Annotated in this window: 8 protein-coding genes; 7 read left to right on the top strand and 1 reads right to left on the bottom strand. The window is 46.8% G+C overall.

The features are described from left to right. The first annotated feature begins 29 nt into the window (after positions 1 to 29). From rpsU to hpf, 3 genes are all read left to right on the top strand, one after another. A complete protein-coding gene (rpsU, locus tag ACHKAR_RS17515) occupies positions 30 to 224 on the top strand; it encodes a 30S ribosomal protein S21 (protein ID WP_159582704.1) in 195 nt (64 codons plus the stop codon). A gap of 69 nt (positions 225 to 293) precedes the next feature. Continuing rightward, a complete protein-coding gene (locus ACHKAR_RS17510; protein ID WP_395418727.1) occupies positions 294 to 1169 on the top strand; it encodes a tyrosine-type recombinase/integrase in 876 nt (291 codons plus the stop codon). 27 nt (positions 1170 to 1196) lie between these two features. After that, on the top strand, positions 1197 to 1502 hold the full coding sequence (hpf, locus tag ACHKAR_RS17505; protein ID WP_395418726.1) for a ribosome hibernation-promoting factor, HPF/YfiA family: 306 nt from the start codon (positions 1197 to 1199) through the stop codon (positions 1500 to 1502). A 49-nt stretch (positions 1503 to 1551) separates the two neighbouring features. On the opposite strand, the gene cysS is transcribed toward hpf, so the two are convergent. Then, positions 1552 to 3033 (bottom strand): cysteine--tRNA ligase, encoded by a 1482-nt coding sequence (cysS, locus tag ACHKAR_RS17500; protein ID WP_395418725.1) that lies wholly within the window; start codon positions 3031 to 3033, stop codon positions 1552 to 1554. A gap of 160 nt (positions 3034 to 3193) precedes the next feature. Here cysS and ACHKAR_RS17495 point away from each other — a divergent pair, with 160 nt between their 5' ends. From ACHKAR_RS17495 to ACHKAR_RS17480, 4 genes are all read left to right on the top strand, one after another. Continuing rightward, on the top strand, positions 3194 to 3664 hold the full coding sequence (locus tag ACHKAR_RS17495; protein ID WP_159582708.1) for a ribosome maturation factor RimP: 471 nt from the start codon (positions 3194 to 3196) through the stop codon (positions 3662 to 3664). 3 nt (positions 3665 to 3667) lie between these two features. Beyond that, positions 3668 to 4909, top strand: a complete 1242-nt coding sequence (gene nusA / locus ACHKAR_RS17490; RefSeq protein ID WP_159582709.1) for a transcription termination factor NusA — start codon at positions 3668 to 3670, stop codon at positions 4907 to 4909. A gap of 31 nt (positions 4910 to 4940) precedes the next feature. Next, positions 4941 to 7802: a translation initiation factor IF-2 gene (gene infB / locus ACHKAR_RS17485; RefSeq protein WP_395418723.1), complete on the top strand. Its 2862-nt coding sequence runs from the start codon at positions 4941 to 4943 to the stop codon at positions 7800 to 7802. A gap of 205 nt (positions 7803 to 8007) precedes the next feature. Beyond that, a complete protein-coding gene (locus ACHKAR_RS17480) occupies positions 8008 to 11769 on the top strand; it encodes a fibronectin type III domain-containing protein (RefSeq protein WP_395418722.1) in 3762 nt (1253 codons plus the stop codon). Positions 11770 to 11854 lie beyond the last annotated feature (85 nt).

Below are 11854 nucleotides of genomic sequence, written 5' to 3'. Positions count from 1 at the left end.
CTACTTTTGCAAGCTCAAATAGAAAAACGATGATTGTAGTAAACGTAAAAGAAAACGAGTCAATCGACAAGGCGCTTAAAAGGTTCAAGAAGAAGTTTGAAAAAACAGGTGTTTTGAGAGAACTCAGAGAAAGAACTTTTTTCACTAAGCCTTCTGTAAAAAGGAGACACGAAGTGATCAAGGCTGAATACATTCAGCACCTGCGCGAGCGTGAAAATAACTAATCCCAAACAGGGATAAATGATACTTAATTATTAAGTTAGTATTTCTCAGCTTCTGGGAAGTACTAGCTTATGATTGACACCTTCCTCAAATACTTACGATTCGAAAAGCGCTACAGCGAACACACGCTCACGGCGTACCGTAAGGATTTAACTCAGCTAGAGATTTTTTTAAGTGAAGAATTTGAAACTTCTGATTTCAAGGAGGTTCAACATGCCCATCTGAGAAATTGGATGGTAAGTCTGATGGAGTCTGGCCTTGAGCCAAAGTCTGTCAACCGCAAAATGGCCTCTGTGAAGGCTTTCTATAAATTCCTTCTGGCCAGAGAATATGTGGCCAGCAACCCAACAGGCCGTCTTAAGTCTTTAAAGGTAGACAAGAAACTTCCTTCCTTCGTGAGGGAGAGTGAGATGATCACCCTCCTTGATCAAATTGAATTCTCCAGAGATTTTTTTGGCGCACGGGATAGACTCATTCTCGAACTGCTGTATGCTACTGGCATCCGTCTGACTGAGTTGATTAACCTTTCTGACCCGGACTTAAACCTCTACCAGGGCTCCATCAAAGTTTTAGGGAAAAGAAATAAGGAAAGAGTTATACCAATGGCCGAATTTATCGTTAAGTCCATAAAGGAATACCAACAATTGCGAAATGCTGAGTTTGGCTACTGCGATTATTTGTTGGTAACGGATAGCGGTAATAAATTATACCCTATGATGGTGTATCGGATAGTGAAAAAATACCTTGATCAAGTCACAACCATTGCTAAAAGAAGTCCTCATGTTCTGAGGCACACCTTCGCCACGCATTTATTAAATAAAGGGGCAGACCTCAATGCGGTAAAGGACCTTTTGGGTCACACCAGCCTTGCGGCCACCCAAGTTTATACACATAATTCAATGGAGAAGCTGAAGTCGGTTTTTGACCAGGCTCATCCTAAAGCTTAATGGTTTAACCTTTTAAATTCTAGTATCATGAAACTACAAATGCATTCTATCCACTTCGACGCTGACGAAAAATTGGTCAACTTTATCCAGCACAAAGCTGATAAACTGGATACTTTCTATGATAGGATTATAGATGGGGAAGTGTTTCTAAGGGTAGAGCAAGATGATGCAAACGAAAATAAATTAATAGAGATCAAATTGAATATCCCTGGCAGTCAGTTGTTTGCCAAGGAGAAGTCCAGATCTTTCGAGGCAGCTGCGGACGAGGCAGTAGAGGCCTTAAGAAGGCAGCTTAAAAAACACAAAGAGAAGTTGATTGCCAATCATCATTAAGAAAAGCCCCTTGGATGTGAATCCAAGGGGCTTTTTTACTTTTAGTCCCTTATTCCTCAAACGCCCAGTCTATTCCGGTCTTCATGTCCTTCACGATCACTCCTTCCGACTTTAGTTGAGCTCGGAGTTCATCCACTTTTTCATAGTTTTTGGTCTCCTTGGCAGATTTGTATTCATTCAGAATCACCTCCAGCAGATGATCAGAAGAGACGGAAGATTCAAGCTTCAGGCCCAGAACTTCTTCAGTGAAAGAAATAAATGTCTCTTTCATGCGCTCAAAAGTTTCCTTTCCTATCGCTGCCAGTTCCAATTGCCCCGTTTGAATGGAGTTCACCTTTTTTACCAAATTGAATAAATGACCAATTGTCAACGCCGTGTTGAAATCGTCATTCATGGCATGGTGGCAGTTGTCACAAATCTTATTGATCTGCTCTACTTGTTTGGGGTCCGGGTTTTCTTCGATTCCCTCAGGAAATTCATAGCCTTTGATCAGGCGAAGGCCATTGGCCAGCTTTGTGTAGCCCTTCTGAGCGGCATTGAGCGCATCATTGGAAAAGTCCAGTGTGCTGGCATAATGAGACTGAAGCATGAAAAACCGAATGGTCATCGGACTATAGCCGCGCTGCAACAGTTCATGATTGCCAGAGATCAGCTGGCTGGGAAGGAATGAGTTGCCCAGCGATTTACTCATCTTCTGGCCATTGACCGTGAGCATATTGGTATGAATCCAGTACTTGGCACCATCTTTTCCTGTTGATCCTGCATTCTGAGCGATTTCACATTCATGATGGGGGAATTTCAGGTCCATACCTCCGCCGTGTATGTCAAACTCGTCACCAAGATACTTGGTGCTCATCACAGAGCACTCCAGGTGCCAGCCCGGAAACCCGTCACTCCATTTGGTTTTCCACCTCATGATGTGTTCAGGGGCAGCTTTTTTCCACAGCGCAAAATCTAAGGGATTTCGCTTGTCTGACTGTCCGTCCAGCTCACGGGTTTGGTTGAGCAGGTCTTCTGTTTTGCGACCACTGAGCTTACCATACTCATGCGCCTCGTTATATTTTTCTATGTCAAAGTATACAGAGCCATTTGACTCATAGGCGAATCCCTTCTCCACCAGCTGCTCTATCATGACCAGCTGCTCCATCAGGTGACCCGTAGCTGTGGGTTCGATATCTGGTGTTAGGGCATTGAAGGTATCCATCACCCGGTGGAAGTCATTGGCATATTTCTGTACGATCTCCATCGGTTCCAGATTGTCCAGCTTGGCCTTTTTGGAGATTTTATCTTCACCGGAATCCAGCAAGTGGCCTACATCGGTGATGTTTCTGACATACCGGACTTTATAACCGAGAAACTGGAGATACCTGTAGATGACATCAAATGAGATGAATGTGCGCACATTCCCCAGGTGTACATCACTATATACCGTAGGTCCACAAACATACATTCCTACATGCGGAGCGCTCAATGGCTCAAAGACCTCTTTCTCCTTGGTGAGGGAGTTTACAATTCGGAGTTTACCGATCATCTAATTAAATTTTTTAAAAATATCTACTTTATGACGAACTCAGCGCCTAATAGTTTGTTTTTTAGCCAATTTGAAATGAATATTTTTTCTGTTAGCTTTGCATGCAAATATAGAATTTAGGTTCGAGGGGACGCAGGTCCCCTCTTTTTATTCATAATAAATGGTTGTGGTGAAACCAGTGGAAGAAGAGATATCGCAATTTGTACATGAGATCATTTCCGATGATCCTTCGCTTTTTGTGGTTGGGGTTATTCTTAAAGGAAATGCTGGTAATCAGCGCCTTATTGTATTGCTGGATGGTGATCATGGGGTGACCATAGATCAGTGTAGCTCTGTGAGCCGACAACTTGCGCAGATTCTTGAAGAAAAAGAACTTTTTGAAGACAAGTACTTTTTGGAGGTTTCTTCTGCGGGGGTTGATTTCCCATTGCAAAATGTAAGGCAGTACACGAAGAACATTGGCAGGTCTCTGAAAGTGGAGCTGAATGATGCTTCCACGATTAGCGGGTTGCTCAAGGAAGTGAACAATGAAATGATCATGATTGAAGTGCAGGAGAAGAAAGAGCTCAGGCAGCATCAAATCAATTTCAATGAAATAAGTAAATCAATGGTATTAGTTTCATTCAAGTAAACAATGGATACTGGAATTTTAATCGATTCATTTGCGGATTTTGCCAGGGGCAAAAATATCGATCGACCTACGATGATCAGAATTCTGGAGGATGTCTTCAGAACCATGATTCGCAAAAAATATAAGACAGATGATAATTTTGATATTATCATCAACACCGACAAAGGTGATCTTGAGATTTGGAGATTCAGAGAGATCGTGGATGATAACTCAGAGGATATCTGGGATCATGACAAGATTAGTTTGACCGAAGCACGTAAGATTGAGCCGGATTTTGAGATTGGAGAAGAGGTTTCTGAGGAGATCAAGCTTGAAGATTTTGGAAGAAGGGCCGTGATGACTGCACGTCAGACACTCATTCAGAAGATCAAGGATCTGGAGAAGGACATCCTTTTTCAGAAGTATAAGGATTTGGTTGGGGAGATTATCACTGGTGAGGTGTATCAGACATTGAGCCGTGAGATTCTTTTGATCGATGGAGAGGGCAATGAATTGAACCTTCCTAAAAACGAGCAAATCCCAAAAGACCGATACAGAAAGGGAGATTCAGTACGCGCCATTGTACACAGGGTAGAAATGTCCAATGGTAATCCTAAGATTATCTTGTCCAGAACTTCCCCAACATTCCTGGAGCGTCTTTTCGAAAGCGAAGTTCCTGAGGTATATGATGGCCTGATCACCATGAAGAATGTGGTACGGGAGCCAGGCGAGCGCGCCAAGGTGGCCGTAGAATCTTACGACGACAGGATAGACCCTGTAGGTGCTTGTGTGGGGATGAAAGGGTCAAGAATTCATTCCATCGTAAGAGAGTTGCAAAATGAGAATATCGATGTGATCAATTTCACAGATAATCTTGAACTTTACATCGCCAGAGCACTTAGTCCCGCTAAAATCCTCAGCATGAAGATCAGCGAGGAGAAGGACAGGGTGTCTGTTTATTTGAAACCCGATCAGGTATCCCTTGCCATAGGCAAAGGAGGACAAAATATAAAACTGGCTTCAAGACTTGTAGGTCTGGAAATAGACGTGTTCCGTGAACTCGATGGCCTTGAAGACGAAGATGTGGATCTGGATGAATTTTCAGATGAAATTGAAAGTTGGGTAATTGACGAACTAAAAAGAATTGGTTTAGATACCGCAAAGAGCGTTTTGACATTATCCGGAGAGGAGTTGGTCAGGAGAACTGACCTTGAGGAAGAAACTGTTCAATTTGTATTGAGCATCCTCAAACAAGAATTTGAATAACCAGCTACTTTAAAATACAGGACAAAATTATATGGCAGAAGAGAAAACTTATCGATTAAGTCAGGTTGCTAGAAAACTGAATGTCGGCAGAGGCACCATTCTGGATTATCTATCCGGAAAGGGCTTTGAGGTGGATAGCAGTCCCAATTCGAAAATTACCCAGGAGCAATATTCTTTGCTTTCCAAGGAATTTGCGTCTTCTGCCATGGAAAAAGAGGAAGCCTCTGGTTTAACCATAGGAAACAAGCATGTTGACAATATGGTCATCAAAGATTCGCAGGATTCCGACAAGAGCGAAGGAGATGACGAGGAAGAGATTCTCATCAAGGACAACAATGCGAAAGAGGCTCCTAAAGAAAAGGAAAAACCGGCAGAGCCAGTAGAAGATGATTCTGACAAGGTGATCCTTCGTCAGAAACTGGAAGGACCAAAGGTGGTGGGTAAGATCGATCTGGAACCTAAGAAAAAGGCGAAGGTGGAAGAAACCCCCGAGCCACCTAAGGAGGTAGAGAAGAAGAAGGAAGAGGAGGCGCCTAAAGTGCCGGAACCAGTAGCTGAGAAGCCCGCTCCACCGGTGGAAGAAAAACCTGCCCCGGTAGAGGAAAAGCCAAAAGCTGAAGAGAAAAAGCCGGAGCCACCAGTAGAAGTGGAGAAGGCGAAGGAAGAGGTGAAAGAGGCTCCTAAGCCTGCTGCACCGAAAGCAGAGGAGAAGAAGCCCGAAAAACCTGAAGAAAAGACCATCGCTGCTAAGGCAGATTCACTGAAGGGCTTGACGGTTTTAGGTAAAATCGAACTGCCGGCAGATAAGAAAAAACCGAAACCGGTGGCCAGCTCTGATGAGCGAAAAGATCGCAAGAAGAGACCTAGGAAAAGAATTAACAGCCCTGCACCTAACAGACAGGGTAGAGATAATGCGGCTTTGCCTCCGAGAGGAGCACCAGGCAGCAGAGGTCAGAAACGTGATCTGAGAAAGACTGAAGAACTTTCTGACAAGGAAATCCAGGATAAAATCAAAGCCACACTGGCGAAGCTTTCTGGTGGTAAGTCAGGAAGCGGTACCGGAAGGTCCAAATACAGAAAGGATAAGCGAAGCGCCAAAGCTGAGGCTGAGGAAGAAAGGCTACAGGCGGAGCAGGAAGATGCAAAAACACTAAGAGTGACCGAATTTATTTCGGCCAGTGATTTGGCCTCATTGATGGATGTTTCCGTGAATGAAGTCATTTCTATGTGTATGTCACTTGGAATGTTCGTGTCGATCAATCAGCGATTGGACGCAGAGTCGATCACGGTGATAGCCGATGAGTTTGGCTACGACATAGAGTTTACCTCTGAGGATGATGATACTGAAATAGAGGAGGCCGAAGACAGTCCTGAGGATCTTACAGATCGCGCACCTATTGTTACCATCATGGGACACGTGGATCACGGTAAAACATCCCTGCTTGACTATATAAGAGACTCTAAAGTCACTGAAGGTGAAGCCGGAGGGATCACACAGCACATTGGTGCTTACGATGTGATGACCGAGACAGGGAAGCGCATTGCATTCCTTGATACACCAGGTCACGAGGCGTTTACAGCCATGCGAGCCAGGGGTGCGAAAATCACGGATATTGCCATCATTGTGGTGGCTGCGGACGACGCGGTGATGCCACAAACCAAAGAGGCGATCAACCACGCTCAAGTGGCTGGTGTACCGATTGTGATTGCCATCAACAAAGTAGATAAGCCCAATGCCAATCCTGATAAAATCAAGGAGGAGCTTTCCGGGATCAATATATTGGTAGAAGACTGGGGTGGTAAATACCAGTGCCAGCACGTTTCTGCCAAGACAGGCGAAGGCATCGATGAATTGCTCGAGAAGGTATTGCTGGAGGCAGAGCTCTTGGAACTGAAAGCCAATGCGGATAAGCCTGCAGTTGGTTCAGTGATAGAGGCTACCCTGGATAAAGGCCGTGGTTATGTGACTACCCTTATGGTTCAATCAGGTACTATGAAAGTGGGAGATGTGGTACTGGCCGGATCAAATTTCGGTAAAGTAAAAGCCATGTTTGATCATAGAGGCAAGAAATTGACCAATGTAGGACCATCTACTCCTGTGTTGATGCTGGGACTGGATGGAGCACCACAGGCGGGAGATAAGTTCAACGTGATGGAATCTGACCGGGAGGCTCGTGAGATTGCCACCAAGCGGGAGCAGATCCAGCGTGAGCAGTCTATCCGTACCAAGAAGCACATTACCCTGGATGAGATCGGTAGACGATTGGCCATTGGTAGCTTCAAGGAGCTTAACGTGATTGTGAAAGGTGACGTGGATGGATCTATCGAAGCACTTTCTGATTCATTATTGAAACTCTCTACTGAGGAAGTTCAGGTGAACATCATCCACAAAGCTGTGGGTCAGATTTCCGAATCTGATGTGTTGCTGGCTTCTGCATCGGATGCGGTCATCATCGGTTTCCAGGTAAGACCATCTTCCAGTGCACGTAAAGTGGCTGAGAATGAGGAAATCGAAATCAGGCTATACTCCATCATCTATGACGCCATCAATGATGTGAAGGATGCGATGGAAGGTATGCTTGAGCCGACCACCGAGGAAGTGATCACGGGTAACATTGAAGTGCGTGAGGTGTACAAGATCACCAAAGTGGGAACGGTAGCCGGATGTTATGTGACGGAGGGTACTGTGAAGCGATCTAATAAAGTGAGACTGGTACGTGATGGTATCGTGGTTCACACAGGTGAAATCAACCAGCTGAAGCGATTCAAGGATGATGTAGCCGAAGTGAAGCAGAGCTACGAATGTGGGGTTTCTATTAAGAACTTCCACGACATCAAGGTGGGAGATATCATAGAAGGATTCACAGAGAAAGAAGTGAAACGTACGCTGTAAAAGCTTACGACCAAATATATTCATACAAACGGGCTCCCAATTTTTGGAGCCCTTTTTTTATGATTGATTCGATCTGTTCGGATATCCCACCGCTTTTTGGTATTTACATTTTTCGGTTCTATTTTCATCGCTGGTTTCCAGTTACTCACTATCCTGAATGAAGAGATTGCGCCTTATATGTTCCCAGACATTAGGCAGACCATGGATGCGGTACATTTTTGTGCTGGTTTATTGGGTGCTGACCTATGGCGCACATGCCCAAACCTACCCCGTGCAGGTCACCACCACGCTGATTCCCCCATACAGCCCAGTGCTGTCCTACTACACGGCCGCAGATGCCAACAACCTGCAAGTGATCATCCACGTGATGGAGCTCGACCGACGTGACCTGCGGGCCAAACTGCGCGTGACCATAGAAGGAGCCGGCGTGCGGCTCTACACCAGCCCTGCCTATGTGCCCCCGGCCCTCGTGCTGCAGGGTGGCGTACCCGAAATGCTCTCAGGCTTCGACATTCGAGGCTACCTCAACCCCAACAACCTTATTTTCGAAGGCATCACCCGCGCAGAGTTTATCAAAAGCGGTAAACTGCCCGAAGGCTTCTACACCTTCACCATCGAAGTGCTGGAGTACAACCGCAGCGTGCGCATCTCCAACCAGTCCCGGGCCAATGCCTGGGTAGTACTCAATGACCCACCCCTGATCAACTTTCCCTTTAGTGGTGACAAGCTCCGCACCACCGACCCCCAGAACATCAGCTTCTCGTGGGTAGGCCGCCACCTGGCATCCCCCAACTCCGCCTTTTCCACCGAGTACGAGTTTACCCTCTATGAGCTGTATCCCGGACAGACCAACCCCGAAGTGGCTGTACGCTCCTCCAACAGCATCTACCGAACTACCACCACCCAGAGCTCCCTGTACTATGGCCCTGCCGAGCCCCAGCTGATCCCCGGAAAGAAATATGCTTACCGCATCAGGGCCTATGATGTGAGTGGCAGAGACCTGTTCAAAAACCAGGGCTATAGCGAGACCAACTGGTTTCAGTATGGAGATGACTGCCTGCCCCTGCGCAGTGTCACTGCCGAAGCCCTGGACCCCTACAGGATCAGAATCTCCTGGGAGCCCGAGGCTACCCATACCGGCTTTGTGGTCAGCTACCGCGAAGCAGGCACCGACACGTGGTGGAAGGAAACCACCTTCAGCACCTCCCTGGTGATCCCCGACCTGAAAAGAGGCACAAGCTATGAATACCAGGTGATGGGCCAGTGCAACCAGTATGAAGGCGAGACCAGTACCATCCAGACCATCAGCACCGAGGCAGAAGAGACCGAAGACCCCAACTTTGCCTGTGGCACCGATCTGATCATGCCCGAGTTGAGCCCCAACCCTTTGCAAAAGCCATTGCTGCCCCTGGACCTGTTTCACATTGGTGGACTGGATGTGGTGGTACACACTGTTACCCTCAATGCCGATGGCTCCTACAGTGGCATGGGCCATGCCCCCATGCCCATCTTCAATGGAGCAGGCATGCGGGTGAAGATCCGCAATGTGATTATCAATGAAGACTACTATGCCATTGCAGGCTCCGTGGTGACCGTCTATGATACCGAAGGGAGGTTTATCGTGGGCAATACCGATGACCTGAAAGGCGACCTGTCCGAAGAAGACGCAGCTGAAGATACCACTACCACCGATGCACCCGACGACAACCTGCTGGCCGTAGAAGGCGAGATAGGCCATGTGGAAGTCATCGCTGGCGAACTGGTGGTGACTGATGCAGAGGGCAACCCGATGGACATAGGCACGGTAGAACTCCCTGCAGAGGGCGAGACCCTCACCCTGGAAGATGCCAGTGGCGATACCTGGGTGGTAGACTCAGAAGGGAATGTGACGCCAGGAGCAGGAAATGGTAGCACCGACCCCAACACCCCGGGAGCAGTGGGCAGCGATGTAGAGCTGGATTATATCGTCACCTTTTCACCCAGTGAAAAACAGACCTATGGTTTTGATGAGAAAACCCAATCCACCCTGAGCGGATATAACCAGACCCAGCTCAATGGAGAAAACCACTGGATTGCCTGGAAGTCTGTGGAGAGTGGCCACACCGACTATGTACAGGTAACAGCCGAAGACCAGGACGAATTTCCCGAATACATTGGCTTCAAGACCCCCACCGGCACGATACCTTCCCAGCCGGGCAAAGACAAGAACACCCGCGAGCTGACCCTCAGTGGTATACTGGCTGGCAACCCTACCACCCTGACGGCCTATGCTACCCAGGAAGATGAAGAAGGCAATGCCACCGAGGTGACACTGGGTAGGCTGGATGTGGTAGCCTACGACATGGAGCGCCAGAAAGTGGTGATCGTGCCGGTGAACGATGCCCAGACACCGGATGCCAGTGCCCTGTATGAATCCCTGAACAAGATCTATGCCCAGGCCGTGGCTCATTGGGAAGTGGTGGTGGATCATGCCTACAGCGTGGAGCCAGAAGTACTCCAGACCTTGGACGAAGGAGAGAGCGGACTGCTTTCGAGTTTTCCGAAGAACATGAAGCAGTTCCAGCAGGACTTTAAGAAGAGCCGCGACCTGGACAAAGACGCCTATTACCTCTTCCTGATTCCTGGTTCGGGTGCCCGGGCAGGCTTCATGCCCTTCAAGCGGCAGTATGGCTACATCTGGACGGGGGCGACCAGCGATGTGCCCCGCACGATTGCCCATGAGTTGGCTCACGGAGCCTTCAGGCTGCGGCACACCTTCAGCCCCGAGGCCTTCATTGCCACGCAGGGCTCCACCAACAACCTGATGGACTATTCATCAGGAGCCACCCACCTGTACAAACACCAATGGGACAATGTACACAACCCTGAGAGTGTGGCCAGCTGGCTGCAGGATGATGAGGAGGGGGCGATGAGCAAGGATTTTGAAGACTACCTTACGGAGATCATCAACCTTTACTGGTGTGCGAAAGCAAATTCATCTAATTATTTTACTTACTATGAATTTAATAAGGCAGTCAAAAATCAAAGCTTTTTGTGGGATAGTGATTTGCTTGATCTTGTCAAGCTAATTAGATCAACAGGGAGTGCTGGTGTTTATGATTATTCAACTTCTTATACAGATGATATATATCAAAGCGGGAATGGTAGAAGTGCTCACACCTATTACACTCTCGATTTTTCAAGGTTAAACTCAAATGAAACCCTAGAATTATGCTTTAACAGTGAGGAAGATAGAACCTCATTTAAGAATCAGGTTCTTGAAAGCCCTAACTCAGATTGGGATTTTCACTACTCAAGGCTGTCTGAAAGTCTAAGTAATGCAATTGAGCGAAGTAGCTATGACGATATCCTAACTATACTGCTCAACCTACCATCTTGCGGTTTTGAGGAATTGAGTTCTGAAATGAGAGTTCGATTAATAGCGAAACTCCTTGATGAAACATGGACAGACGGTGTGGAGGAAGTTATTATCCTAAAACTAATCAACGAAATACCAGAAGTCAATACTCTAGCAGAAGAGATGAAGTCTATCAATTGGTCTTCTTTCTATTCATCTATAGACGATGACCAATCCGAAACCCTCTCTGTATTACTAATAGATCTAGCAAAACAATACCATGGGAATAAGGAAGTCAATCCGATAGCTCATGTTAATTATGAAGCCTTTAAGACATATGATTTTGTAAATAGGTATACGCTCTCCCAAGAGTCAGATAAGGTAGGAGTATCAATAAAAACCACCATACCTGGGGGCTATCTACAGCCGCCCTATGAATCTATCAAGGAGGTTTTGCCTCTTTCGGATCCGTTTGACGTTGTGACGTTATCCACGGGAGGTAATGTTTCAACAGGCCAATTGCCAACGATTCCTGTAGCTCTGGTTTACAAGATGATTCATCAGCAGGAATCTGATAGAGTCATCGATCAAGCTTGGTTAACCCTTGATGTTGCTAGTATGATGTTATGAGTTGGCGAGATCTCCCTTGCGATTAAGTCCCCTCAAATTGTTGCCAAGGTTTCTCGAATATTGCTGGGTGCAGCTGACCTCACTG

This window comes from Marinoscillum luteum (genome assembly GCF_044005705.1).
Taxonomy (GTDB): Bacteria; Bacteroidota; Bacteroidia; order Cytophagales; family Cyclobacteriaceae; genus Marinoscillum; species Marinoscillum luteum.
This window is presented reverse-complemented; position numbering and strand designations above follow the sequence as displayed.

Bases quoted from the DNA above. Each gene is read 5' to 3' on its own strand.
- rpsU (WP_159582704.1), top strand. From the start codon at position 30: ATGATTGTAGTAAACGTAAAAGAAAACGAGTCAATCGACAAGGCGCTT.
- ACHKAR_RS17510 (WP_395418727.1), top strand. From the start codon at position 294: ATGATTGACACCTTCCTCAAATACTTACGATTCGAAAAGCGCTACAGC.
- hpf (WP_395418726.1), top strand. From the start codon at position 1,197: ATGAAACTACAAATGCATTCTATCCACTTCGACGCTGACGAAAAATTG.
- cysS (WP_395418725.1), bottom strand. From the start codon at position 3,033: ATGATCGGTAAACTCCGAATTGTAAACTCCCTCACCAAGGAGAAAGAG.
- ACHKAR_RS17495 (WP_159582708.1), top strand. From the start codon at position 3,194: ATGGTTGTGGTGAAACCAGTGGAAGAAGAGATATCGCAATTTGTACAT.
- nusA (WP_159582709.1), top strand. From the start codon at position 3,668: ATGGATACTGGAATTTTAATCGATTCATTTGCGGATTTTGCCAGGGGC.
- infB (WP_395418723.1), top strand. From the start codon at position 4,941: ATGGCAGAAGAGAAAACTTATCGATTAAGTCAGGTTGCTAGAAAACTG.
- ACHKAR_RS17480 (WP_395418722.1), top strand. From the start codon at position 8,008: ATGCGGTACATTTTTGTGCTGGTTTATTGGGTGCTGACCTATGGCGCA.